This is a genomic window from Pseudomonas monachiensis (assembly GCF_047345015.1).
Lineage (GTDB): Bacteria > Pseudomonadota > Gammaproteobacteria > Pseudomonadales > Pseudomonadaceae > Aquipseudomonas > Aquipseudomonas monachiensis.
In genome coordinates this window covers 4,003,425-4,029,661 of the sequence record NZ_CP178857.1, presented here as the reverse complement: position 1 = coordinate 4,029,661, position 26,237 = coordinate 4,003,425, and the positions used below count along the sequence as shown (strand labels likewise).

Genomic DNA, 26,237 nt, shown 5'->3' with positions numbered 1-26,237 from the left:
CATAACCAACAAACTGCGCAAGCCAGCACTTGACTTGGCGCGGGAGGGTTTTCTCGTCCCGTGCCTTTACCCAGACATATCGAGGGCAATTCAAAATGGCCAATTTCAGCAAGTCGGACCTGGAGTTCATCCTCAAGCAAATCTTTATCGCAGAAGCGAACGCCGACGGCGCCAGCCTCATTGATTTGCTTCCCAACACCCAGGTGCCATTCGGCCTGCGTACCGTCGATGGCAGCTTCAACAACCTGGTCACCGGCCAGAGTGATTTTGGCTCCGCGGACGGTGCCTTCCCGCGCCTGCTTGATCCCTCGTTTCTGGACGCATACGCCGCGCCAGGGACGGTGACCGACCCGCAGCCACGGATTATCAGTAACCTGGTCGTCGATCAGACCGCCAACAACCCGGCGGCCTACGCCTCGGCGTTCGACCCGGGCCTGGACGGTGTGCTCAACTTCGGCACGGTGGGTAATGACGATGTACTCAAGGATGGCGTACAGATAGTCACCAGCCCCGGGCTGGATGGCGTGTTCGGCACGGCCGATGACAAGGACGTGTTCTTCATGCCCAACGTCTCGCCGGACGTCGGCCTGACCGCCAGCTTCAACTCGTGGATGACCTTCTTCGGCCAGTTCTTCGACCACGGCCTCGACCTGGTCACCAAGAGCGCTACCGACGTCGTGTTTGTTCCGCTGCAACCGGACGATCCGTTGTTCGTACCGGGCAGCCCGACCAACTTCATGGTGCTGTCACGTGCAGTACGTACCGCCGGCGCGGACGGAGTAGTCGGCACGGCCGATGATGGCCAGACCAATACCACCTCGCCGTTCGTCGACCAGAGCCAGACCTACAGCTCGCACCCGTCGCATCAGGTGTTCCTGCGCGAGTATGTCCTCAATGCGGCAGGCGATCCTGTTGCAACGGGGCGCTTGATTACCAACCGCGACCTCGGCGCCGATGGCCTGTTCGGCACCGCAGATGATGGCGCCAGCGAAAATGGCGGCATGGCGACCTGGAAGGTGGTCAAGGCCCAGGCCCGTGACATTCTCGGCATTGAACTGACTGACGCCGATGTACACAACGTGCCATTACTGGCAACCGATGCGTACGGCAACTTCATCCGCGGGCCGAACGGCATGCCGCAAGTGGTGATTCGTGTCAGTAACGGTGCCGACGGCATCGCCGGGACAGCTGATGACGTCACTCAACTGATCGAAGGCAACCGGGCAGCTCCCATCAGTCTGGCCAATGCCGTAAGCACCGGACATGGTTTCCTCGACGACATCGCCCACAACGCCGCGCCGGTAGTCGTCGGCGGGGTTCTGCAGGCGGACGCCGACGTCGCTGTCGGCAATGCGCAGCCCGTTGGTCCTGCCGGCAACAACCTGACCTATGACAACGAATTGCTCGACGCCCACTACATTGCCGGCGACGGCCGGGCGAACGAGAACATTGGCCTGACCACCGTGCACCATGTGTTCCACTCCGAGCACAACCGCCTGGTCCAGCAATCGAAGGACACCATCATTGCGTCTGGCGACCTGGCCTTCCTCAATGAGTGGCTGGTAGACGATGTGGCCGTGATACCGACTACACCTGCCGAGATCGCGGCGTTGGTGTGGGACGGCGAACGCCTGTTCCAGGCCGCCAAGTTCGGCACCGAGATGCAATACCAGCACCTGGTATTCGAGGAGTTCGCGCGCACTGTTCAACCGCAGATCGACGAATTCCTTGCGCCTAACGGCTATGACACCTCGATCAACCCGGCAATCCTCGCCGAGTTCGCCCACGTGGTGTACCGCTTCGGTCACTCGATGTTGACCGAGACAGTCGATCGCTTCGACCCCGCGTTCAATCCGCTGCTCACTGACCCCACCAACCCGGACTCGCAACTGGGGCTGATCGCGGCCTTCCTCAACCCGCTGGCGTTCGCCAGCAGCGGGGTGACTGCGGACCAGGCGGCAGGTGCAATTATCCGCGGTGTGACCCGCCAGGTCGGTAACGAGATCGATGAGTTCGTCACCGAAGCGTTGCGCAACAACCTGCTCGGTTTGCCGCTCGATTTGCCGGCCCTGAACCTGGCACGTGGTCGCGACACGGGTATCCCCACCTTGAATGAGGCGCGCCGGGAGTTCTACGAATCAACCGGAGACAGCCAACTCAAGCCGTACATCAGTTGGGCTGACCTGGCAGACAGCCTCAAGCACCCCGAGTCACTGGTCAACTTCATCGCGGCCTATGGTACCCATAGCACGATCACGGCGGCGCTCACACTGGCAGACAAACGCGCTGCAGCCCTGGCGCTGGTATTGGGTGGCGTGGGTTCGCCGGCTGACCGCCTGGACTTCCTCAACAGCACCGGTGCCTACGCCAACGTAACGACGGCCGGCGCGGATGGGGTACTGGGTACTGCCGATGACGTGACAGGTGTGACGGTCACGGGCGTCGACGACATCGACTTCTGGGTCGGTGGCCTCGCCGAGCAGAAAATGCCGTTCGGCGGCATGCTCGGCTCGACCTTCAACTTCGTGTTTGAAACCCAGATGGAGGCGTTGCAGAACGGCGACCGCTTCTACTACCTGTCGCGTACCGCGGGCCTGAACTTCGGCACCGAGTTGGAAAACAACTCCTTTGCCAAGCTGATCATGCTCAACACCGATGTCACCCACTTGTCGAACACCGTGTTCCTGACGCCGACGTTCACCCTCGAGGTGGATCAGGCCACTCAGTTCACCGGCCTTGGCGTGGGCGGCCGAGACGATCCGACCGGCGGCATCCTGATCAACGGCGTGGAAGTCGTGTCGCTGGTGATTCGTGACAACCCCGATACCGTAGGGCCTGACACCAATTATCTGCAATACACCGGTGAAGACCATGTCGTCATGGGCGGCACCGCCGGCAATGACATCATCATCTCCGGTGACGGTGATGACACCCTTTACGGCGACGCCGGCAATGACCGCCTCGAAGGCGGTGCCGGGAACGATGCGGTGCTGGGCGGTGCGGGTGATGACATCATCACCGACTCGTTCGGTGACAACCGTCTGGAAGGCAATGCCGGTAACGATGTGATCGTGGCCGGCAGCATGCTGGTTGCAGGCAACCTGATCCTGGGTGGCGATGGCCAGGACTTCATCGTCACCACGGAAGATATCACCACCACCTTCGGTGGCCAGGGTGACGACTTCATCCTCGGTGCCAAGACCAACCTGCCACCTACCGGCAACGAAGGTGATGACTGGATCGAGAAAGGCACCCAGGACGGTGCGCCTGGCGATAACTTCTCGCCGTTGCTCAATGACGATGTGATCGGCAACGACATCTTTATTGGCGGTGGCGGTTTCGACGAAATGATCGGCGAGGGTGGCGATGACATCTTTGTCGGCAGCGATGCCCAGGACAAGATGGACGGCATGTCCGGTTTCGACTGGATCACCTACAAGAATGATCGAGTCGGCGTGACCGCTGACTTGAGTCTGGCCGCGCTGGCGCAGCCACATGGCAATGCGCCAAACCAGAATGCCGGGGTATTCAATCCGGTCGGCGCCTCGCCTGCCTCGATTCTCGACCGTTTTGCCGAGGTCGAGGGCTTGTCCGGTTCAAGTTTCGGCGATGTGCTCAAGGGCGATGATGTCGATGCGGACACCATCATCAACCACGGCGGTGCCACGGGCAGTGCGCTGACCAATGTGGCGTTGATCCGCGGGCTGGACCAGTTCCTGGCCGATGCCGGATTACCGGTCACCGGCTTTGCCACTGGCAACATCATCCTCGGCGGTGATGGCAGCGACCTGATCGAGGGCCGCGGTGGCGATGACCTGATCGATGGCGACAAATGGATAAACGTCAGGATTGCCGTTTATGACGCGGCTGACATCAACCATACCGGCCCCGAGATCGCCTCCTTCGACAGCATGGTCGATATGATCCCGCTCATGCTGGACGGCACCTTTAATCCGGGTCAACTCAAGGCTGTGCGGGAAATCATGCCCGGCACCTCAACGGGCGGGGCGGCCTTCGATACCGCCATTTACTCCGGCCTCGAGGCCGAGTATGCGGTGACTGTCGACGACCGTGGCACCGCCGATGTGACGGACGATGTCTGGACAGTGGCCGATACCGTAGCGGGGCGCGACGGCATCGACACCCTGCTGCATATCGAACGCCTGCAGTTTGCCGATAACCAGCAAGTGCTGGTGGCGGGGCTCAATGCCCAACCGGATGGCAGTCCGACTGTCGCGGATGGCAACGGCGGCGAGATCACCGTGGGCGATACGCTGACGGTCAGCGTGGCCGGAGTGACCGATGCCGACAACGTCGCGGCGGGTAATCCGCAGGGGTTGATCACCAACTCCTCTGTGTCCTACATCTGGCAGTTCGAGGCCACTCCAGGCAGCGGCGTATTCGAGGACATCATCCTGTTGCCGGCTGGCGACCTGGCGTTCCAAAGCGCCGACGGCACCTCGTTCAAGGTCTCTCCTGACCTCGCCGGGTTGTCGTTGCGGGTCAAGGCGATCTATCAGGACGGTCACGGCACCACGGAGATCCTGTTCTCCACGCCGACGGCTGCCATCGTCGCCGGTGCACCGGTCACGCCAACGCCACTGGTACCTGTAGTCGATGCCACCGCGGGTGGCGCGGGCCTGCACATGGTCCGTTCCGACCTCAACTTCATTCTTGACCAGATCAAGATTGCCGAGGCGGAAGCGGCCGGTCAGGACATCCTCTCGCTGATCCCGAATATTCGCGCGCCGCTGGGCCTGCGTGCGGTCGACGGGTCGAACAACAACCTGATGAACCTCAACGGCAACAACAACACCGAGTTTGGTGCCGCCGATAACCTCTTTCCGCGCATAAGCGATCCGGTCTTCAATCCGGCGGAACAGGGAACGTCGTATACGCAGAACAGCGGTCTTGTGATTGACTCGCAGCCGCGCACCATCAGTAACCTGATCGTCGACCAGACGTCGAACAACCCGGCGGCCTATGCCACGGCTTTCAATCCGGGCCTGGACGGTGTGCTCAACTTCGGCGCCGTGGGGAATGACGACGTGCTCAAGGATGGCGTACAGATTGTCGCCAGCCCCGGGCTGGATGGTCAGTTCGGTACCGCCGATGACCATGATGTGTACCTGTTCGAAAACACTGCGGCGGATGCGGGATTGTCCGCGCCGTTCAACGCCTGGATGACCTTCTTCGGGCAGTTCTTCGATCATGGTCTGGACCTGGTCACCAAAGGTGGTTCGGGTACCGTCTTCATTCCGCTTCAGCCGGATGATCCACTCTTTGTTCCAGGTAGCCCGACCAACTTCATGGTCCTGACCCGTGCAACCAACCAGCCAGGGGCGGATGGCATTCTTGGCACGGCCGACGACATCCATGAGCACACCAACTCCACCACGCCGTTCGTGGACCAGAACCAGACCTACAGTTCGCACCCGTCGCACCAGGTGTTCCTGCGCGGTTATGAACTTACCGCCAGCGGCCCCGTAGCGACAGGCCGGTTGATCACCAACCGTGACCTGGGTGCGGATGGCTCGTTTGGTACCGCGGACGACGTCGAAATCGGTGGCATGGCGACCTGGAAGGTGGTCAAGGCGCAAGCCCGCGACATCCTGGGTATCAACCTTACCGATGCCGATGTCGATAATGCCCCGCTGTTGGCGACTGACGCCTATGGCAATTTCATCAAGGGGCCGAACGGCTTTCCGATGGTGGTGATGAGTGGGGCTGACGGTCTTGGTGGCACGGCGGATGACGTCCTTGTCGAAGGCAATCCGCTTGCTCCCCTTGACCTGACCAATGCTGTGCGCACCGGTCACCAGTTCCTCGTCGATATCGCCCACAATGCAACACCGGTAATCGTCGGCGGGGTTCTGCTGGCGGATGCCGACACCGCTGTCGGTAATGCGCAACCCGTAGGCCCGGGCGGCAACAACCTGACCTATGACAATGAACTGCTCGACGCCCACTACATCGCCGGCGACGGCCGGGTCAACGAGAACATCGGCCTGACCGCGGTGCATGCGATCTTCCACTCCGAGCACAACCGCCTGGTCCAGCAGACCAAGGACACCGTGCTCGACTCGGGTGACGTGACCTTCCTCAACGAGTGGCTGCTCAATCCGGTGGCCGCATTGCCAACCACCCAGGCCGAGTTCGATGCGCTGCAGTGGAATGGCGAGCGCTTGTTCCAGGCGGCCAAGTTCGGCACCGAAATGCAGTATCAGCACCTGGTGTTCGAGGAGTTTGCGCGGACCATCCAGCCTAGAGTCGACCTGTTCTTCGCACCGACCCAGGTCTACGACGTCGACCTCGATGCCTCGATCGTCGCCGAGTTCGCCCATACCGTATATCGGTTTGGCCACTCGATGCTGACCGAGACCGTCGATCGCTACGACATCGACTTCAACGTGATAGGCGATCCGGCCAGCGCTAATCCCGATCAGCAAATGGGCTTGATCGCGGCGTTCCTCAACCCTCTGGCGTACGCCGCCAGCGGCGTATCACCTGAGGACGCAACCAGTGCGATCATACGTGGGGTGACTCGGCAAGCCGGTAACGAAATCGACGAGTTCGTCACCGAGGCGCTGCGCAATAACCTGCTCGGCCTGCCGCTCGACCTGCCGGCGCTCAACATCGCCCGTGGCCGCGACGTGGGGATTCCCTCACTCAATGCGATCCGCCGCGACATCTACAGCCAAACCGGTGATACCCAACTCAAGCCGTACACCAGTTGGGTCGATCTGGTGCAGTACCTCAAACATCCGGAGTCGTTGATCAACTTCATCGCGGCCTATGGCACGCATGACACGATCACGGCGGCGACCACACTGGATGGCAAGCGCGCGGCAGCCCTGGCGCTGGTCTTCGGTGGTGTGGGTGCACCGGCTGATCGCCTGGACTTCCTCAACAGCACGGGTGCCTATGCCAACGTAACGCTGGCCGGCACGGATGGCGTGGTGGGCACTGCCGACGACCTCAGGGGTGTGACGGTCACTGGCGTCGATGCCATCGACCTCTGGATCGGTGGCCTGGCCGAAGCGAAAACCCCGTTCGGCGGCATGCTCGGCTCGACCTTCAACTTCGTGTTCGAGAACCAGTTGGAAAAACTGCAGGACGGCGATCGCTTCTACTACCTGGAGCGTACCTCTGGCCTGTCGATGAATGCCGAACTTGAAAGCAACTCGTTCGCCAAGCTGATCATGGCCAACACTTCGGCCACTCACTTGCCGGGCCTGGTGTTCTCGGATCCGGGGTTCTATCTGGAAGTGGATCAGGGCAGGCAATTCAACGAAGGCCTGCTCACCGCCGACCCGCTCGGCCCGAACGGCGAGCAGGTGGTGTTCCGCGACAACCCGCTGACCGTGGGGGCGGACACCAACTACATCCGCTACAACGGTGCCGAGCACATCGTGCTGGGTGGCACGGACAACGCAGACATCCTCATCTCCAGTGAAGGCGATGACACGGTCTGGGGTGATGGCGGCAACGATCGTATCGACGGCGGTGACGGCAACGACCAGCTGCGCGGTGGTGACGGCGACGACATCATCACCGACACCGGCGGCGACGATAACCTCCAGGGTGGCGACGGCAACGACGTGCTGCACGGTGGCAACGGCGTCAACCTGATCATTGGCGGGTTCGGCAGCGACTTCATCATTACCGGTGAGGACGCCTCCGAGGCCATTGGTGGCCAGGGCAATGACTTCATCCTGGGCAGCAAAGCCAACGAACAGGACATGGGTAACGAAGGCGACGACTGGATCGAGAAGGGTACCTCGGACGGTGCGCCTGGCGACAACTTCGATCCGCTGGGCAACGACCCGGTCATTGGCCACGATGTATTCGTCGGTGGTAACGAGAACGATAAGTTCAACGGCGAAGGCGGCGACGACATCATGGTCGGCAGTCTCGGCATGGGTGACCGCTATATCGGCGGCTCGGGCTATGACTGGGCGACCTTCAAGGATCTCGCCCAAGGTGTGAGTGTCGATTACAGCGACCGCTTCTTCGATGTGCCACCGCAGCCAGGTTCGGGGGCTTCGGCGCTGGTGCGCTTCGACATCATGGAAGGTCTGTCGGGTTCGTCCCACGGTGACTTCCTGCGCGGTGATAGCGAAGATGCGACCTCGCTACCCACCGCGGGTGCAACCGGCAGTGTGCTGACCAACATCAGCCTGATCAATGGTCTGGCGGGTCTGCTGCCAGTCGGAGCGACGTTCTTCGACGGCGGTAACATCATCCTCGGTGGCAGCGGCAGCGATCTCATTGAAGGTCGCGGTGGTGACGACATCATCGACGGTGACAAGTGGCTGAACGTGCGCATCAGCGTACGGGCAAACGCTGATGGCACTGGCGCGGAAATCGCCACGTTCGACAGCATGGGGCCGATGGTCCAGGCGATGTTGAACGGTACTTACAACCCGGGCCAGCTTGTCATCGTGCGGGAGATCCTGACCGGCACTGACAACTTCGACACCGCGGTGTTCTCCGGTAATGCGTCGGAGTACAGCATCGCTGTCGAGGGCAACGCCGTCATCGTGACCGACCTGGTGGCCGGGCGTGATGGCGTCGATCGCCTGACAGGCATCGAGCGTCTGCAGTTCGCTGACCAGGCGCAGGCCTCCGGTGTTGGCACCGCCTTGAACAGTGCTCCTGTGGGGCGTCTGGCGATCCTCGATGCCACCACCGGTGCGCGCGAAGATACTCCTGTCGCCGGCCAACTGCTGCGCGTCAGCAGTCAGTCGATACGCGACGCGGACAGTGTCAGTGCGGCCAATCCTACCGGCGTGGTTACCGGTCCCGTGTCTTACTACTGGCAGGTCGAAACCATTGCCGGCTCGGGCATCTATGAAGACATCACCATTATCGCCGCCGGCGAGGCATCGCGGGTGACGGGCACCACCTATCGGGTGGCGGATGATGTCGCCGGTCTGAACATCCGCGTTCGCGCGGTGTATCAGGATGGCAATAGTACGCTGGAGATCGTCGACTCGGCGGGTAACACCGCACCGACTGCAGGGCCGGGCATCCTCGGGCTTGCGGTGCAGAACCAGGTGTTGACCGCCGACCTGTCGACCATTGTCGACGTCGATGGCCTAAGCAATCCGCAGTTCACCTTCCAGTGGCAGGAGACCAACGGGGTTACCTTCGTCGACATTGCCGGAGCCACCGCCAGTACGTTCACACTTGGCCAGGCTCAGGTCGGCGATCAGGTGCGCGTGGTGGTCAGTTACGTGGATGACTTCGGTACCGCCGAAAGCGTTGCGTCCGACGCCACGGCACCGGTGGGCAATGTCAACGACGCACCGACAGGCGCGTTGCTGGTCAGCGATACGACACCGACTCAAGGTCAGGTGCTGACCGCGCTGACGGCAGGGATTGCCGATCCGGACGGGGTGGGCACATTCAGCTACCAATGGCAGCAAGGTACCGGGACTACCTTCACCAATATCGTCGGCGCGACCGCCGCGACGTTCACCCCTGGTGCGGCGCAAGTCAACCAGCAAATTCGGGTGATCGCGCGCTACACCGATGGCTTCGGTACGCTGGAGTCAGTGACCTCCGCAGCGACGGCACTGGTAGTACTGCTGGGTGCGGTGCAAACGGGCGATGCCTTGGCAAACATCCTCATCGGTACCGCGGGTAGCGATGTGCTGTTTGGTCTGGGCGGGAACGATACGCTCATTGGCCTGGGTGGTGTCGACCAGTTGTTTGGTGGCGTCGGCGACGACAATCTGAGTGGTGGGGACGGCAACGACTTCATCAATGGTGACGCCGGCAACGACTTCCTCAATGGCGGTGCGGGTAACGACCTGATGCTGGGCGGAACCGGCAACGATACCTACCGCGTCGATTCAGCCGGCGACCTGCTGGTCGAGTTGACGGGTGAAGGTGAGGATTCCGTACAGACCTCGCTGGCCAGTTTCACACTGGGCGCCAATGTCGAGCATCTGCTCTACCTCGGAGTCGGCAACTTTGTCGGCACCGGCAACGCGTTGAACAACGTCATCACCGGTGGGGTGGGCAATGACACCCTCAACGGCGGTGATGGCAACGACAACCTGCTGGGTGGCCTGGGCAATGACGTCCTCACTGGCGGTGCGGGTAATGACCGGATGGCCGGTGGAGCCGGCAACGATACCTACCGCGTCGATTCCGCCGGGGACCTGGTGGTCGAGACGGCGGGTGAGGGGGCCGACTCGGTACAGACCACGCTGGCCAGTTACACGCTGGGCGCCAATGTCGAGCATCTGCTCTTCACCGGAACCGGCAACTTCACCGGTACCGGCAACGCGTTGAACAACGTCATCACCGGTGGGGCGGGTAATGACAGCCTCAACGGCGCTGGCGGCAACGACACCTTGCTGGGTGGCGCCGGCAACGACGTCCTCACGGGCGGCACGGGTAATGACCGGATGGTCGGTGGAACCGGCAACGATACCTTCCGCGTCGATTCCGCCGGGGACCTGGTGGTCGAGGTGGCGGGTGAAGGTGCCGATTCCGTGCAGACGACATTGGCCAGCTACACACTGGGCATCAATGTCGAGCACCTGCTCTCCACCGGCGTTGGCAATTTCGTCGGCACCGGCAACGCGTCGAACAACACCATGACCGGAGGGGTGGGTAATGACACCCTCAACGGCGCTGGCGGCAACGACACCTTGCTGGGTGGCCTGGGCAATGACGTCCTCAGTGGCGATGCGGGGGCTGACCGGATGGAAGGCGGCATCGGCAACGATACCTACCGCGTCGATTCAGCCGCGGACGCGGTTGTCGAGTTGGCGGGCAGCGGTGAGGACTCCGTACAGACCTCGCTGGCCAGTTACACACTGGGCGCCAATGCCGAGCACCTGCTCTTCACCGGAGTCGGCAACTTCGTCGGCACCGGCAACGCGTCGAACAACGTCATGACCGGTGGGGTGGGCAATGACACCCTCAACGGCGCCGGCGGCAACGACACATTGTTGGGCGGCCTGGGCAACGACAACCTCGATGGTGGTGCCGGCAACGATAGTGTTGCGGGCGGTGCGGGCAACGACACGATGAATGCCGCCAGTGGCGACGATATCTTCGTGTTCGCCGCAGGCTTCGGCAACGACCGGATCCTCGGCTTCGATACCGACGCGGCCGGAGGCCAGGATCTGCTCAACTTCGCCGCTCTCAACATCACGGCGGCGACCTTTGGCAGCAGTGTCAATGTCGTTGATCTCGGTGCGGATACGTTGCTCAACTTCGGTGCGGGTTCCATCACCCTGGTAGGTGTGGGTGATCCAAACACCGTTTCGGCCACAGACTTCATTCTGGCCTCTTGAGGTCCTGGCAAGGACTGTCGCAGGGAGCGTGTGGACGACGGAGGGGGAGGGCAATGGATGCCCTCCCTTTCTCCATCCACTCAATTGCCCATTAGCTATCGGGGTGCCAGCAGCGTACTGGAACTCATCAAGGCGGCAGGTTGGAACCGAACTGCGAAATCAAAGAATCAATTGAAAAAGGGAAACCCGGCCTTGAACATTTCAGCCATCTGCCTCTTGAGCAGTCTATTGGTTTCGGTCGCGGCTTTTGCTACCGGTGTTAATCCGGTGTTCGACCTGGATTTCACCAGGTCAGCCACGGAAACGCTGAAAAAACTGGATATCAACGACGCTTGTATTGTCGCCATCTCAAGTCCTGCTGCTTTTACGTTCTGTCGAGAAGGGTCATCAACGCTCTGGAAGTATCAGGCGCTGGATCTGGAGCAACAGGCGGTGATCCAGATTGGCCAAAAGCGGTCTTCGGCGGACTACCGGCAAATAACCCTTGTGGAAGTCGATAGCGTTGCTTGCGAACAGGATCACCTTGTGGAATTGGTTGAACCGGCTATCAGGCATGGACTTGTCCTTGGCCTGATTACCCTGTTTCTGTTGGTGGGCCTGCGATATACCTACCGGGCGATCATGTATTGCTGTTATGAACAGGTCGGCTTTTCGAAGTTCGGCTTGCGGCGCCTGGACAAATCCCGGTCAACGCAAAATTCAACGGTAATGGCGTTGGTCGCATGGGGTGTCGTGGCCGCTACGGCATTTATCTACTTCGGATTTTGAGCGAGACCACAATTAGCGGGTATGCCGTTTCAAGGTACTTGCCATCCGATAGGGTTTGACTGCGTGCAGTTTCATTCGCTGACGACTAATTTGCTATTAATATCCTGCTCCTTTCAGTTGATCCTGTATTGCTGTCTGCCTGAAAGGGTGGCTGGATCACCGTGAAGTCCGTCGTTGGAGTTTGCCTTGGATGAGAGTTACTCGCTATTGCGAGACTTATGGGATGTATAACAACTAGCGGATCCAATATGCAATGCTCGAAGTGCATCCAGGCAAGCAGGCCAGTTGCTGTGGGCAATAGCGGGGAAGTTGACTCATTGCTGTCGCTTCAGGCGAACTTGCGCTACGCACCGTTTGTCGGTGGCTTGTGCGGAAAATGAACATTGTAGCGTCTGTGGCCTCTGATCCTTGAGCACGTCAGCCATGACCTGCCCCCGCGATTGAAAAAAAAGAAGTGGAAATAGAATCTCAAGTGCAGTGAATGCCACTGGGGGTTTTTATCTGAAACTCAGGGAGGCGATAAATCAACCGGTCATTGATTCGCCAGGTGAATCAATGAGGTTGAGAGTGCCGAGTCCATGATTTGGCTTATCTTTTAGAAGTAAGGTCGTACAGAATTTTTAATAATTAAAGATTCTGTCAAGTAGTCGATCCGTACTCTCGAATAAGGTGGAGAAAATACCGTGGCGATAAATACCATTATGAGTCTGCTGGAAAATAAGGAATTCCTGGAATTTTTGCGTCTGGGGGTTATTTATGTTCATTTGGTGGCGTGTTGTGTGGCCATCGGGCTGGTGTTGACCAGTGATGTCGCGATGGTCAGGGATCTTTTAAAACGGAAAGTATTAACTGAGCATGATAATGCTCACATGGAAAGTCTTCAAAGATCTGTCATCGTTTCACTAATAGCGCTGTGGGTAACGGGCATCGCTGTCGTCGGTATCGACTACCTGGAAAAAGGTGTCGAGTACTTCATGAATCCAAAACTTCAAGCCAAAGTCATTATTGTGGCGTTGTTGACTTACAACGGCATCTTGTTGCATCGCCTGGTACTGCCGGCCCTGCAAAAGGCAGGCTCCTTGCTCAATCTCCGATTCAGTGCACGAATGCTGGCGTTGGCCTGCGGTTCGTTGTCGGCGGTGTCCTGGATGTATGCCGCCATGCTGGGTGTCGGTCGTCCCTTGGCCTGGAAGTATTCCCTTTCCGAACTGTTGATGGCCTATCCGGTACTGATTGCGCTCGGGTTCCTGACGATGCTGGTGTTGACCCAGCGAGCGAAACAACAGGACGTCTGCGTTGCGCCGGCGCGGGCAGTAGCAAGCGCATGCTAAGCCGGTTCTTCGCGTAAATCTTGCGGACTTGTCCAGAGCCCGAAAGGCGGCCTTCAGGGTGCAGGTTTCAATCCGGACCTGCACCGCAAGGTCGTTTTTGTTTTGAATCATTCCCGGCGGCCCAAAGCTTCTGCTCATTTCGATCAATAATTTGTCAGTTACGGTCATTGAGGGATGGTGGCGTGACTCTTAGTCTGTCGAACATGACTGACGGGGGCCGTAGAGCTCCTGCACTTTCCGTGATCGCTCGATGTGGAGTTACCGATGACCGCCGCTCAATACCCGCACCTGCTGGCTCCGCTGGACCTGGGTTTCACCACGCTGCGCAATCGCACCCTGATGGGGTCGATGCACACGGGCCTGGAAGAGAAACCGGGTGGCTTCGAGCGCATGGCGGCTTACTTTGCCGAGCGTGCCCGTGGCGGTGTCGGCCTGATGGTCACCGGCGGTATCGGCCCGAACGAAGAGGGTGGCGTGTATTCCGGCGCGGCCAAGCTGACGACAGAGGAAGAGGCGCTCAAGCACCGTATCGTCACCCGTGCCGTACATGACGCGGGCGGCAAGATCTGCATGCAGATCCTCCATGCCGGTCGTTATGCCTATAGCCCGAAACAGGTTGCCCCTAGCGCGATCCAGGCGCCGATCAACCCGTTCAAGCCCAAGGAGCTGGACGAGGAAGGCATCGAGAAGCAGATCAGCGATTTCGTCACCTGCTCGGTACTGGCGCAAACCGCCGAGTACGACGGCGTGGAAATCATGGGTTCCGAAGGTTATTTCATTAACCAGTTCCTCGCCGCGCACACCAACCACCGTACCGACCGCTGGGGTGGCAGCTATGAAAACCGCATGCGTCTGCCGGTGGAGATCGTTCGTCGCGTTCGTGAAGCGGTAGGCCCGAACTTCATCATCATCTTCCGCCTGTCGATGCTCGACCTGGTCGAAGGCGGCAGCACCTGGGAAGAGATCGTGCAGTTGGCCAAGGCCATCGAACAGGCCGGCGCGACCATCATCAACACCGGTATCGGCTGGCACGAAGCGCGGATTCCGACCATCGCAACCAAAGTGCCGCGCGCGGCCTTCAGCAAGGTCACGGCCAAGCTGCGTGGTTCGGTCAATATTCCGCTGATCACCACCAACCGTATCAACACCCCGGAAGTCGCCGAGCAGATCCTGGCCGAGGGCGATGCCGACATGGTGTCCATGGCGCGGCCGTTCCTCGCCGACCCGGATTTCGTCAACAAGGCCGCTGAAGGTCGCGCCGATGAAATCAACACCTGCATCGGTTGCAACCAGGCCTGCCTCGACCACACCTTCGGCGGCAAGCTGACCAGTTGCCTGGTCAACCCGCGTGCCTGCCATGAAACCGAGCTCAATTACCTGCCGGTGCAGCAACTGAAGAAAATCGCCGTGGTCGGTGCCGGCCCGGCCGGTTTGTCCGCCGCGACCGTGGCCGCCGAGCGTGGCCATCAAGTGACGCTGTTCGATTCGGCCAGCGAAATCGGTGGTCAGTTCAACATCGCCAAGCGTGTTCCGGGCAAGGAAGAGTTCTTTGAGACCATTCGCTACTTCAACCGCAAGTTGCAGACCACCAACGTCGAGGTGTGCCTGAACACCCGCGTCGATGTGGCCGGGCTGGTCGAGGGCGGCTACGACGAGATCATTCTGGCCACCGGCATTGCGCCGCGCCTGCCGGCCATTCCGGGGGTGGAAAACGCCAAGGTGCTGAGCTACCTGGACGTGATCCTGGCGCGCAAACCGGTCGGCAAGCGCGTCGCGGTGATTGGCGCCGGTGGTATCGGTTTTGACGTCTCGGAATTCCTCGTCCATGAAGGCGTAGCGACCAGTCAGGATCGTGCCGCGTTCTGGAAAGAATGGGGTATCGATACACACCTTGAAGCGCGCGGCGGTGTCGCCGGTATCAAGGCCGCGCCCCATGCGCCGGCCCGCGAGGTATACCTGCTGCAACGCAAGAAATCCAAGGTCGGCGACGGCCTGGGCAAGACCACCGGCTGGATTCATCGCACCGGTCTGAAGAACAAGCAGGTGCAGATGCTCAACAGCGTCGAATACCTGAAGATCGACGACGAAGGCCTGCACATCCGCATCGGCGAAACCGGCGAGCCGCAGCTGTTGCCAGTGGACAACATCGTGATTTGCGCCGGGCAGGACCCGCTGCGCGAGTTGCATGACGGCCTGGTGTCGGCGGGGCAGAGCGTGCACCTGATCGGCGGCGCGGATGTCGCGGCAGAGCTGGATGCCAAGCGGGCGATCAATCAGGGTTCGCGTTTGGCGGCGCAGTTGTAACGCACATCGTTCGGGTTCACAGCACAAGTCGGCTGTTAAGATGCCGGATCTTTCCATAGATCCGGCATCATGCTTTCTCCTCCAGACAATTGGTTTCTTCAAGCCCCCCTCGACCCCCTTCACCTCGACTGGCTCACTCGAGCCGGCATCGAAGTGGCGGTCCTGCGGCTGGACCAGATCGACCCGCTGATCAGCGGCAACAAATGGTTCAAGCTCATCGAACACCTGAAAACTGCTGACCGCCTGGGGGCCGAAGGCATCATCAGTCTCGGTGGCGCGCACTCCAATCACCTCCACGCGTTGGCGGCGGCGGGCAAGCGTTTCGGCTTTGCCACCGTCGGCCTGTTGCGCGGGCATCCTCAGCAAACCCCGACGGTCAAGGACTTGCAGGCGTTCGGCATGCAGTTGCACTGGCTGGGGTATGCAGGCTATCGGGCAAGGCATGAAGCGGGTTTCTGGCAACCCTGGCAAACCCGCTACCCGAGGTTGCATCCGGTGCCTGAAGGGGGAGGCGGTTTGCCTGGTGCCTTGGGTTGCATGCAGTTGCGGGCCACTGTTTGCGCGCAATTGCCGGGCTTGGGCTGGAGCGACCATGACGGCTGGTGGCTGGCCTGCGGCACCGGCACGACCCTGGCCGGCCTGGTGCTGGCCGAAGCGGGGGATCATCCGGTGTACGGTGCCCTGGCGGTGCCTGACGATCATGGGGTGGCGCAGATGGTCGAGCGGATCGTGCAGGAAGCCGGTGTAGTCAATGCGAGGTATGAACTGATCGATGCAAGTCGCGGCGGCTTCGCCAAGGTGGATCCGCTGCTGCTCGACTTTATCGAAAAGACAGAGCAGGCCGGGAGTATTCCATTGGAGCCGCTGTACACCGGCAAGGCACTCATGGCCCTCAAGCAACAAGTCGAGGCGGGCAAGTTCGCCCGGGGCACACGACTGATCTTTGTCCACACGGGCGGCTTGCAGGGGCGGCGGGGATTTGACTCACAAGCCTGAAACGCACCGCAAACCAATGTGGGAGCGAGCTTGCTCCGGGCGGCGTTCCGACGATGGCGGTGGGTCAGTCGACAAATGCGCCGAATGCAACACCCTCATCGCGAGCAGGCTCGCTCCCACACTGCAATTCATTGGTCTCAGGAGTCGCGGTTCACGCGCTTGGGCATCATCCGCAGCAAGGTGTTATCGCCCACCACATAATGGTGATACAGCCCGGCCACGGCATGCAGGCCGATCAGCCAGTAGCCGATAGTGCCGCCGAGCTCGTGCCAGCCCTGGAGCTCTTTGGCCAGGTCCTTGTTTTCCGCTACCAGCATCGGCAGGTCGACACCGTAGAACATCACCTGATTGCCTTTGGCGCTGGTGACCAGCCAGCCGAGAATCGGCGTGACGATCATGAAAATGTACAGCGCCCAGTGCATCAGCCTGGCCAGCGTCGTTTGCCAGTGCGCCGAGGCCGGGAAGATCTGCGGCGCCGGGCCGAGGCTGCGTGCGAACAATCGCACCCAGACCAGAACGAATACGGTCAGGCCGAGCATGAAGTGTGTTTCGACGATCAGCGTGCGCCCGCCACTGCCCTTGGGAAAGAGCCCGCGAAACTCGATACAGGCGTAAACCAGCACCAGCAGGACCAGCATCAACCAATGCAGCGCGATCGATACGGTGCTGTAGCGCGATTCGGAGTTTTTCCACGGCATACGGTGTTCCTCAGAGGTCCGGTTTAAAGCCACCGCTCTTATCCGACGGTGTGCTCTAACTGTAATCCTGTTTCACCGGGTTTGCCTGAGGCGATTGGTCGCTGGATGCTCTGGTTTGGGTAATGCACAGAAGAAACCTGTGGGAGCAGGCTCGCTCCCACAGGGGCAATGCGGGGACTTATCAGCTCGACTGAGGCATTTCGCCGTTGGCCAGGCGCTTGTTGATGTCGGCGATCACTTGCGGCAGATCGGTGATGGTATCGATCATGTAGTGCGGACGCGAGCCTTCGAACATTGCGTGGATGCGCTTGCGCTCGCCGTCCAGTTGGTCGCAGCCCAAGGCGCGATAACCTTCGTAGTCCAGGCCCAGGGCGTTGCCCGAGCAGATCAGCGCCACGGTCCACATGCCGGCGCGGCGCCCCTCGAGAATGCCCGGCACCGTGTCATCGATCTTCACGCACGCGGCGACATCGTCGATGCCCAGGGCAATGACGTTGGCCAGCGCCTGGGCGGGCCATGGACGACCATTCGGGACTTCATCGGTGGCAACCACGTGATCGGCCACGTAGCCGTTGGTGGCAGCCAGTTCAACCACTTTGTCCATGACCTGTTTCGGGTAGCCGGAGCAGGAGCCGATCTTGATCCCTTGCTGGCGCAGGTTGGCGATGGTCTCCAGCGCTCCGGGAATCAGCGCCGAGTGTTCGGCGATTTTTTCGATCTGCAGCGGCATGAAGCGTTGGTAGATGGCGGTCACGTCATCGTCGGTCGGCGTGCGGCCGAACACTTTGCGATAGCGCTCGGCAACCTCCGGCAGATCGCACAGGGTGCGGATGTGGTCCCACTTGCCCATGCCCATCGGGCCACGGGCCTCTTCGATGGACACCTGGACGTCGAATTCGGCGAAGGCTTCGACGAAAATCTGCGTCGGGGCGAAGGAGCCGAAGTCGACCACGGTGCCGGCCCAGTCGAGGATGGCGGCTTGCAGTTTGCTTGGGTTGGAGTAGTTCATGGCAATTAATTTCCTGTAGAAAACTGACGATTGGAGAGCCGCTTTTACTGTGGGAGCGAGCAAGCTCGCTCCCACAGGGGAATGTGGTGTGGGTTAGATCTCTAACACTTCCATCTCGCGCAACACTTCAGCAATCGCCGCCACGGCTTCGCGCATTTCGGCTGGCTGAACATGGCCGATGCAGCCGACGCGGAAGGTTTCGACCTGGGTCAGTTTGCCGGGGTAGAGGATGTAACCCTTGGCCTTGACCCGCTCGTAGAACTCCTTGAATGCGTAGCGTGGATCTTTCGGGGCGTGGAAGGTGGCGATGATCGGCGCCTGGATAGCCGCCGGCAGGAAGCTGCGCAGCCCCAGTCTGCCCATCTCTTCCATCAATGCCTGGCAGTTGGCGGCGTAGCGTTCGTGCCGCGCCGGCAAGCCGCCTTCTTCGTTGTATTGCAGAAGGGCTTCGTGCAGCGCCGCGACCACATGGGTCGGCGGGGTAAAGCGCCACTGGCCGGTCTTGGCCATGTAGGCGTGCTGGTCCTGCAAGTCCATCGCCAGCGAATGCGAGTTACCGACGGCGTTGGCCAGGGACTCTTTGCGAGCGAAGACAAAACCCATGCCCGGCACGCCTTCCAGGCATTTGCCCGAGGCGGCGATCAGTGCGTCGAACGGCACTTGTTGCGCATCCACTGGCAGGGCGCCGAAGGAGCTCATGGCGTCGATGATCAGGCGCTTACCGTGTTGCGCAATGACCTGGGCGATCTCTGGCAGCGGATTGAGGATGCCGGTGCTGGTTTCGCAGTGAATCAGGGCGACATGGGTAATGTCTTGATCGGCACGAAGCAGGCGGTCGACGTCGGTGGCGGTGGTCGGTTCGTCCTCGGCGGTTTCGAAAGTGCTGAACGAGCGCCCCAGCACTTCGCAGATTTTCGCCAGGCGCTTGCCGTAGGCGCCGTTGATCAATACCAGAATCTTGCCGTCCCGAGGCACCAGCGTGCCGATCGCCGCCTCGACCGCGAAGGTGCCGCTGCCTTGCAGGGGCACGCAGTGGTGGGTGGCGGCGCCGTTGATGATGGCCAGCAGTTGCTCGCAGAGGCTGGCGGTCAGTTGATTGAAGCGGTCATCCCATGATCCCCAGTCAACCATCATTGCCTGACGGGTGCGGGCCGACGTGGTCAACGGGCCGGGGGTGAGCAGGATGGGTTCGGCAGTACTCATTCTCGTGTCCTCGCAATCGATGGGATGAAGCGTTGGTGCCTAAATTGCAATTTGTCGTGTTATCAATCAAATTGTTTGTTGTTATGCCAACCATCAGTGAGGGTTATTCATGAACCTGTTCCAGCTCCGCGCCTTCGATGCCGTGGCCCGGGAAGGCAGCTTTACCCGGGCGGCGGCGCGGCTGTTCATCAGCCAGCCGGCCGTCACCGGGCACATCAAGGCCCTGGAGGAGCACTACCAGATCACCCTGCTGCGCCGCACCGCCCGCCGCGTGGAACTGACGGAGGAGGGCACCAAACTGGCGGCAATCACCCGGGCGATGTTCGGCTTGGCCGAAGAGGCGCAGGTAATGCTCGAAGCCAACCGCCAATTGCTGACCGGGCGCCTGGAAGTGGCGGCGGACGGCCCGCACATGGTCATGCCGATGCTCGCCAGCCTGCGTGCACGCTATCCGGGGATCACGGTGAACCTGCGCCTGGGCAACGCCCAGGAAACCCTGGCGGCGCTGCTGTCCGAACATGCCGACGTGGCGGTGCTGACCGAGGTCGAGCCGCGCAAGGGCCTGCATCTGCAGGCGCTGAATGAATCACGGATTTGCGCGCTGGTGCCCGATGGGCATCCTTGGGCGCAGAAGACCAAAGGCGTGCAGCTCAAGGAACTGGATCAGGTGATCATGGTGCTGCGCGAACCGAGTTCGATTACCCGGCGCACCTTCGATGAGGCATGCGCCCAGGCCAAGGTCAATCCACGGGTGCTGCTGGAACTGGACAGCCGCGAAGCGGTGACCGAGGCGGTGGCCGCCGAACTGGGGGTGGGGGTGGTGTCGTCAGTGGAGGTCAGTCACGATCCACGGGTGGCGGCGGTACCGATCATTGGCGAGGGGCTGGTGAATCGGCACATGATGGGGTGTATGGAGCGGCGGCGGGATTTGCGACTGATACAGGCGTTTTTTGGGTTGGCACCGGTGTAGGAGCTGCCGAAGGCTGCGATCTTTTGATCTTCGCTTTTAAAAACAAGATCAAAAGATCGCAGCCTTCGGCAGCTCCTACGGGGGGATGCGGTCAGTTAAGGCTCTCACGCACCATCTCCAGAAAAGTCGCCACCACCCGCCGCGAACTCTGTTCGCGCAAACACACCAGGGTTTCAGTCAACCGTCGTTTGCAATCGATAATCGGCAACGCACACACACGCGAATCCGCACCAAACTCGGCAGCCGACACCACACCCACCCCAATCCCCACAACCACCGCCTCCCGCGCTGCCTCGCGACCTTCAACCTGAATTGCCGGGCGGATGCGGAACCCGGCACCGGCCATTTCCTCCTCCAGCGTCTGCCGGGTCACGGAACCGATTTCCCGCAACACCAGCGGTGTGTCGTCGAGGTCGGCAAGGGTGATGGATTCGCGCTCGGCCCACGGATGATTGCGCGACACGAACGCCACCATCGGGTCGTTACGCAGGGGCAGGGAGATCAGGCGTTCATCGCTGACGTCACGGCCCAGCAACGCCAGGTCGGCCTGATAGTTGAACAGTCGGAACAGCGACTCATCGGTGTTGCCGGTTTCGATCTTCACGCTGATCCCGGGGTAGCGTTCGCAGAATCGGGCGATCTGCGGCAGCACGTGGACCGGTGCATCCACCGCCAGAATCAGGCTGCCGGTCTGCAAGGCCTGGGAGTCCTGGAGCAGTTCCTGGGCTTCCGCCTCAATCACGAAAAGCCGCTGGGTAACGCTCAGCAGCCGCTCGCCCAGATCGGTCAGGCGCACCGAGCGCTTGTTGCGGTGAAACAGCAAAACCCCGTAGCGCTCTTCGAGTTTGCGCACTTGGTCGGAAATCGCCGGTTGCGTCAGAAACAAGCGCTCGGCGGCCTTGGTGAAGCTTCCATGCACCGCCACGGCGTGGAAAGCTTTGAGCTGGGCGTGGGACACCGACATGGGAATCTCCAGTAACAAGCTGACCTTATATTTGAAATACGATAAATCGATTTCACTTATTAATCAGTAATTGTTTTTATCCACCTCAGCCCCGGTGACTGGTCAGTCGAACAGCAGCGGGAGCCATGAGCCTGTGCGTGCAACTACAGGACTCATCTGACCGGTATCCGCCGTAGGGACAGGGCGATATCGCAGTGCTCAACAATAAAAACACAGGCGTTTTCTTCCAATTCTGCCGGCACACTCACACCCTGAGGTCAGAACCACAATGAACAAGCACATCGGCACCATCAAGCGTTGGCGCGTGCAGATCTTCGCGATCACCTGGCTCGCCTACGCCGCCTTCTACTTCACCCGCAAAGCCTTCTCGGTCGCCAAGCTCGGTATTGGCGAAGACCCGACCTTCATGCTCGACAAAATGGCCATGGCCAACCTCGACGCCATCTACCTGACGGCCTACGCCTTCGGCCAATTCACCTGGGGCATCCTGGCCGACCGCTTCGGGCCGCGGGTGGTGGTGCTCGGCGGGTTGGTGATTTCCGCCGCTGCGGCGCTGGTGATGGGCAACTTTGCAACGCTACCGATTTTCGCTACCTGCATGCTGATACAAGGCCTGGCGCAGTCCACCGGTTGGTCGGGGCTGTGCAAGAACCTCGGCAGCTTCTTTCCCTCCGAGCAACGCGGACGGGTATTGGGCCTATGGAGTTCCTGCTACGCCTTTGGTGGTCTGGTAGCCTCGCCGTTTGCCGGTTGGTGGGCGTACACGCTCATCGGCAGCTGGCATGCGGCGTTCATTTCCAGTGCGGCGGTGGTTGGGCTGGTCGCCGTGCTGTTTTTTATTTTCCAACGCAACAAACCGGAAGACGTCGGCTTGCCGGCGGTGGAGCCGGAACCCGAGCTGACCGCCGAAGAGGCTGACGCGCAAAGTAAAATCAGCATGTGGGAGCCTTTGAAGGAAATCCTGCGCAACCGCACAGTGCTGGTGTTGGGGTTGGCGTACTTCATGCTCAAGCCGGCGCGCTACGCGATTCTGCTGTGGGGGCCGGTGATCGTCTTCGAACAGATGCCTTCAGTGGGCAAGGTCGGCGCGGCGATCATACCGACCGCGTTTGAACTGGCCGGGTTGCTCGGGCCGATCCTGATTGGCCTGGCCTCGGACAAACTGTTCGGCGCCCGGCGCATGCCGGCCTGCGTGATCAGCCTGTTGGCGCTGACGGTGTCCCTGGCGTTTTTCATGGGCGCCCTGCATACCGGCAGCGTGCTGCTGGTGGTGGCACTGCTGTTCGTCATGGGCCTGACCCTCTACGGGCCGGACTCGATGATCAGCGGCGCGGCCGCTATCGACTTCGGCACCGCCAAGGCCGGCGCCACGGCAGCCGGATTCGTCAACGGCTGCGGCTCGGTCGGGGCGATTCTCGGCGGGCTGCTGCCGGGCTACTTCGACACCGTTACCGTGTTCATAGTTTTCGCCGGCTGCGCCATGTTCTCGGCGCTGGTGTTGATCCCGCACTGGAACAGCCGCCCCGGTGGCCTGGGCACTCATTTCGCCTACGTGCCCAACCAGGCGATCACCATCAAACCCCTGCGTACCTGAATCCTGTCCCTCGTCGCCTGCTGCACCTGCGGCAGGCCGGCGTGTGGGCCACTGACCGGAGATTGACCCCATGAGACCCTTTTGGCTGGACCAGGCCTTGAAGGCTGATGCATCCGAAACCTGTCCGCCACTGGAAGGCGACACCCGCGCCGATGTCTGTATCGTCGGCGGTGGTTACACCGGGTTGTGGACCGCGATCATGCTCAAGGAGCAGAACCCCGAGCTGGACGTGTTGCTGATCGAAGCGGACATCTGCGGTGCCGGGGCCAGTGGACGCAATGGCGGTTGTGCGTTGTCGTGGTCGGCCAAGTATTTCACCCTTGAGCGTTTGTTTGGCGTTGAAGAAGCCGTACGTCTGGTCAAGGAGTCCGAGCGCAGCATCCATGCCATTGGCGCCTTCTGCGAACAGTATCGGGTGGACGCCGATTACCGTCTCGACGGTACGCTCTACACCGCGACCAACCGCGCTCAAATTGGCTCGACTGACGCTGTGATCGCGGCGCTGGAGCGCAACGGCATCAACTCATTCAGCCAGCGGCCGGTGGCCGATGTGCAGCGCATGGCGGGCTCCATCAAGCACCTGGAAGGCTGGTTTTCTCCGGCAGCGGCCAGTGTGCAGCCGGGCAAACTGGTGCGTGGCTTGCGCCGGGTAGCTCTGCAACTCGGGGTGAAGATTCATGAAAACACCGCGATGACCGGGCTGGAGGAAGGTAGGCCGGCGGGCATTCAAACCCCTGGTGGCACTGTTCGCGCCGACCGCGTGGTGCTGGCGATGAACGCCTGGATGGCCCGGGCGTTCCCGCAGTTCGAACGCAGCGTGGCGATCGTTTCCAGCGACATGCTGATCACCGAACCACGGCCGGATTTGCTCGACGAAATCGGCTTGACCAGCGGCGTCACGGTGCTCGATTCGCGGATCTTCGTGCACTACTACCACAACACCCCGGACGGCCGGATCATGCTGGGCAAGGGCGGCAATACCTTCGCTTATGGCGGACGCATGCTGCCAGTGTTCGACCAGCCTTCGCCTTACGCCGGTTTGCTGCAGAACAGCCTGGCGGATTTCTTCCCGGCGTTTGCCGAGGTCAAGGTCGAAGCTACCTGGAATGGTCCGTCGGACCGCTCGGTGACCGGGCTGCCGTTTTTCGGGCAGATGAGCGCCATTGGCAACGTGTTCTACGGTTTCGGCTATTCCGGCAGCGGTGTCGGACCCTGCCATATGGGTGGGCAGATTCTGGCGTCGATGGTCCAGGGCCTGGACAACCCCTGGACCCGTTCGCCGCTGGTCAACGGACCGCTGGGGTTTTTCCCGCCGGAGCCGATTCGCTACATCGGCTCGCTGATGGTGCGCAACGCCATCCGCCGCAAGGAACGCGCGGAGGATCACGGGCGTCGACCACGGCATCTGGACGTGCGCCTGGCGAAGTTCGCCGCCGCCGCCGGCAAGGCTGACAAGGGCTGAGCATCAGGGCGCAAGATCCGAGCGGGAGAGCAGCCAGTCGAACAGCAGGCGGGTATCGCCACGAGGCTCGCGCGGGCGAGGGCGGTGAGGTTGTGGCCGAGGGCCCATGGCCGTACAAAGCACTGGGCGATCCGGGTCACTGTCGAGAAAAATCACCAGTACTTCGCTGCCAGCCACGGGCAAACGGGCCGGATCGATCCATTCCTCGGCGGTGGTCAGCGCCAGTGGTAGCCACAGGCCGTCGGACCCCTCTGCGGCTGATGGTGTGGCGGGCCAGAGGTTCACCTGAACCCTGCCATCCTCGTCCACTGTCGCCGGTCGCCCGATCGGGCCGCACACCTGGCCAGGCTGATACCCGGGGATATTCGGCCTGGGTTGTTTGAGCGCGGGCCTGAACACCGTCGACCAAGGGATGGCGCTGAATTGATTGCGGTAACCCGGGGCCATGTCGGGTGTGTCATCGAGCAGAATGGATGAATGACGACCCTGATGGCGGATTTCGGTAACCAGCCATTGATCATTGAAATTCGCCAGCGGATGCTCGGCCACCTGCAGGATCCGGCCACTGCGCAATGCCCCCTGGTTACTTTGACCGTGGACCTGCAGGTGTCGGCAGCGCAGGCGTTCCAGTTGTCGACGGCTGAGCTGGTCGCGATGTTGTTGTTCGCCAGCGGGACAATGCCGTGCCGTGACGAACGAGTGATTGGCTGCGCCTTCGCTGATGTCCGCTGCACCCGGATTCCTGGCGCCTGGACGCACAGGGGAGAGCGGGGCGTCATGGCGTTGGAACAGTTCGCTGATCACGGGTTCCTGGTGTTCGTCGAGGGCGTCGCGGCTCATCGACATGAGCAGGGGGGCCTGGGGGAAACTCAGGCTGTCATCGGCCAGAACCAGCACGTGGCCGTCGCGTTGATGCTCGAAGTGATAGTGGATGCCTTCTTCCTCGCACAGCCGTTGCAGAAACGCCAGGTCGGTTTCTTCGTACTGAATGCAAAAAGGTCGCAGGGGATAGTGTCCGGTTGCCAGTTCAAAGTGATAGCTGCCGGCAGGCAGCCCATGTTCATCGAGCAACTGGCGCAGGATCATGGGTACGCTGGCGCGCTGGAAAATACGTCGGCGCCGTTGCTGATCCAGCGCCTGGACACTTGGCACCAGCACCAGTTTGTAAGCGACCCGGTGCCCGCTTCGATATTCACAACTGACGCTGTACAGCAGACCATGAATGCCTTGATCGTGGCCGAACTCGAGGAACGCCGGTTGGTGCAGTAATCGTTCAAGGTTCAGGGCCGGTGCCAGCCCGATCACCTCGATGTCGAATCGATAGGGTTGGTTGAGTGCTTCATGACCACTGAACCGGACCACCTGGAAGCTCAGGTCGTCGTCGAGAAGCGTGAGGGTAGTGGGACTTTCCTTGTCGTTGTGCATCGAACGCGCTACCGCCGTGGAGTAGGGTGCAAAGCGTACGAAACCCCGGCGCATTGCGGGCACGATAAAGCGACATTTCCGAATCGCCCTACAACCGCTGGTGAAGATGTCGATGCAAGTCGGGATTTTTTGGTCGATTGCCAACTTTAGGCCGTATAAACTTGCGCAAAGCGTCGGCCATTAGATGTCTCGGCG

The 26,237-nt window shown here is 60.8% G+C and carries 13 protein-coding genes; 8 read left to right on the top strand and 5 right to left on the bottom strand.

The features are described 5' to 3' along the window. Window positions 1–95: 95 nt before the first annotated feature. The 5 genes from ACMDB8_RS18095 to ACMDB8_RS18075 all read left to right on the top strand — a co-directional run bounded on the left by ACMDB8_RS18095 (window position 96) and on the right by ACMDB8_RS18075 (window position 16,717). A complete protein-coding gene (locus ACMDB8_RS18095) occupies window positions 96–11,318 on the top strand; it encodes a peroxidase family protein (RefSeq protein ID WP_409078857.1) in 11,223 nt (3,740 codons plus the stop codon). 57 nt (window positions 11,319–11,375) lie between these two features. Then, window positions 11,376–12,086 carry a hypothetical protein gene (locus ACMDB8_RS18090; protein WP_156385755.1) on the top strand — a complete coding sequence of 237 codons (711 nt, stop codon included), beginning with the start codon at window positions 11,376–11,378 and terminating at the stop codon, window positions 12,084–12,086. Window positions 12,087–12,769: 683 nt separating this feature from the next. Then, window positions 12,770–13,417, top strand: a complete 648-nt coding sequence (locus tag ACMDB8_RS18085) for a hypothetical protein (protein ID WP_223541573.1) — start codon at window positions 12,770–12,772, stop codon at window positions 13,415–13,417. A gap of 264 nt (window positions 13,418–13,681) precedes the next feature. Continuing rightward, window positions 13,682–15,721 (top strand): FAD-dependent oxidoreductase, encoded by a 2,040-nt coding sequence (locus tag ACMDB8_RS18080; RefSeq protein ID WP_056724021.1) that lies wholly within the window; start codon window positions 13,682–13,684, stop codon window positions 15,719–15,721. Between the two features lie 69 nt (window positions 15,722–15,790). Next, a complete protein-coding gene (locus ACMDB8_RS18075; RefSeq protein ID WP_056724024.1) occupies window positions 15,791–16,717 on the top strand; it encodes a 1-aminocyclopropane-1-carboxylate deaminase/D-cysteine desulfhydrase in 927 nt (308 codons plus the stop codon). Window positions 16,718–16,854: 137 nt separating this feature from the next. On the opposite strand, the gene ACMDB8_RS18070 is transcribed toward ACMDB8_RS18075, so the two are convergent. From ACMDB8_RS18070 to ACMDB8_RS18060, 3 genes are all read right to left on the bottom strand, one after another. Next, entirely contained in the window at window positions 16,855–17,415 is a 561-nt protein-coding gene (locus ACMDB8_RS18070; protein ID WP_056724026.1) for a cytochrome b, read from the bottom strand. Window positions 17,416–17,596: 181 nt separating this feature from the next. Then, window positions 17,597–18,424: a phosphonoacetaldehyde hydrolase gene (phnX, locus tag ACMDB8_RS18065; RefSeq protein ID WP_056724028.1), complete on the bottom strand. Its 828-nt coding sequence runs from the start codon at window positions 18,422–18,424 to the stop codon at window positions 17,597–17,599. Window positions 18,425–18,517: 93 nt separating this feature from the next. Next, window positions 18,518–19,627, bottom strand: coding sequence for a 2-aminoethylphosphonate--pyruvate transaminase (locus ACMDB8_RS18060; RefSeq protein WP_056724030.1), 1,110 nt, complete (start codon window positions 19,625–19,627; stop codon window positions 18,518–18,520). 109 nt (window positions 19,628–19,736) lie between these two features. On the opposite strand from ACMDB8_RS18060, the gene ACMDB8_RS18055 reads away from it, so the two are divergent. Next, window positions 19,737–20,597 (top strand): LysR substrate-binding domain-containing protein, encoded by an 861-nt coding sequence (locus ACMDB8_RS18055; protein WP_223541570.1) that lies wholly within the window; start codon window positions 19,737–19,739, stop codon window positions 20,595–20,597. A gap of 91 nt (window positions 20,598–20,688) precedes the next feature. Here the strand turns inward: ACMDB8_RS18055 and ACMDB8_RS18050 are convergent, their stop codons facing one another. Then, complete coding sequence (locus ACMDB8_RS18050; protein ID WP_409078856.1) at window positions 20,689–21,561, bottom strand: LysR family transcriptional regulator; 873 nt, start codon at window positions 21,559–21,561, stop codon at window positions 20,689–20,691. 268 nt (window positions 21,562–21,829) lie between these two features. Between ACMDB8_RS18050 and ACMDB8_RS18045 the strand changes: the two genes are divergently transcribed. Together ACMDB8_RS18045 and ACMDB8_RS18040 are read left to right on the top strand one after the other, a co-directional pair. After that, complete coding sequence (locus ACMDB8_RS18045) at window positions 21,830–23,155, top strand: MFS transporter (RefSeq protein WP_056724036.1); 1,326 nt, start codon at window positions 21,830–21,832, stop codon at window positions 23,153–23,155. 70 nt (window positions 23,156–23,225) lie between these two features. Continuing rightward, window positions 23,226–24,617 (top strand): FAD-dependent oxidoreductase, encoded by a 1,392-nt coding sequence (locus ACMDB8_RS18040; RefSeq protein WP_223542426.1) that lies wholly within the window; start codon window positions 23,226–23,228, stop codon window positions 24,615–24,617. Window positions 24,618–24,620: 3 nt separating this feature from the next. Here ACMDB8_RS18040 and ACMDB8_RS18035 read toward each other — a convergent pair whose 3' ends face one another. Continuing rightward, window positions 24,621–26,042: a type VI secretion system Vgr family protein gene (locus tag ACMDB8_RS18035; RefSeq protein ID WP_409078899.1), complete on the bottom strand. Its 1,422-nt coding sequence runs from the start codon at window positions 26,040–26,042 to the stop codon at window positions 24,621–24,623. Window positions 26,043–26,237: the final 195 nt, after the last annotated feature.